A 591-nucleotide genomic window follows, 5' to 3' on the forward strand; every position below is an offset into this window, starting at 1 on the left:
CTTACCAAACTTTCTGAGGTAAGGTGCCAAGCACATTGCCAGCAATACATAACCACCTGTCCAGCCCATTAAGAAGACCGAACCGCCATAGCCATAAAAAGCAATTAAACCCGCCATTGAGATAAACGAAGCGGCAGACATCCAGTCAGCAGCGGTTGCCATTCCATTTGCAACGGGGTGAACACCACCACCGGCCACATAGAATTCTTTGGTAGACCCGGCACGCGCCCAGATGGCTATGCCAATATACATAGCAAATGTAATACCCACCACGATATAAGTTAAGGTTTGCAGTTCCATATCAGCCTCCTATTCTTCTACGTTAAATTCGCGGTCAAGTGCCGCCATTTTTTTTGCGTAATAAAAGACCAACACAACAAAGCTATACATCGAGCCCTGTTGAGCAAACCAGAAGCCCAATTTATAGCCGCCAATTTGAATCTGATTCAGTACATCGACCAGTAGGATTCCGCATACAAACGATACGACAAACCAAATGCATAACAGCTTTAGCATGAGTTTGATATTGTATTGCCAGTACGCAGATGCTTGCTCATTATTATTTTCTTGCATGACACATCTCCGCTTAGT

At 44.5% G+C, this 591-nt stretch carries 1 protein-coding gene and 1 pseudogene; both read right to left on the minus strand.

What is annotated here, in order from left to right; translation table 11 throughout:
• A pseudogene (locus A3766_RS07140) lies at positions 1-300 on the minus strand (cation acetate symporter); the annotation flags it as partial.
• 9 nt (positions 301-309) lie between these two features.
• Positions 310-573 (minus strand): DUF4212 domain-containing protein, encoded by a 264-nt coding sequence (locus tag A3766_RS07145; RefSeq protein ID WP_068516597.1) that lies wholly within the window; start codon positions 571-573, stop codon positions 310-312.
• Positions 574-591: the final 18 nt, after the last annotated feature.

Source organism: Oleiphilus sp. HI0132, assembly GCF_001635845.1.

What these genes read in the sequence shown, in the direction of transcription:
- A3766_RS07145 (WP_068516597.1), bottom strand. Translation starts at nt 573, where the DNA reads ATGCAAGAAAATAATAATGAGCAAGCATCTGCGTACTGGCAATACAAT.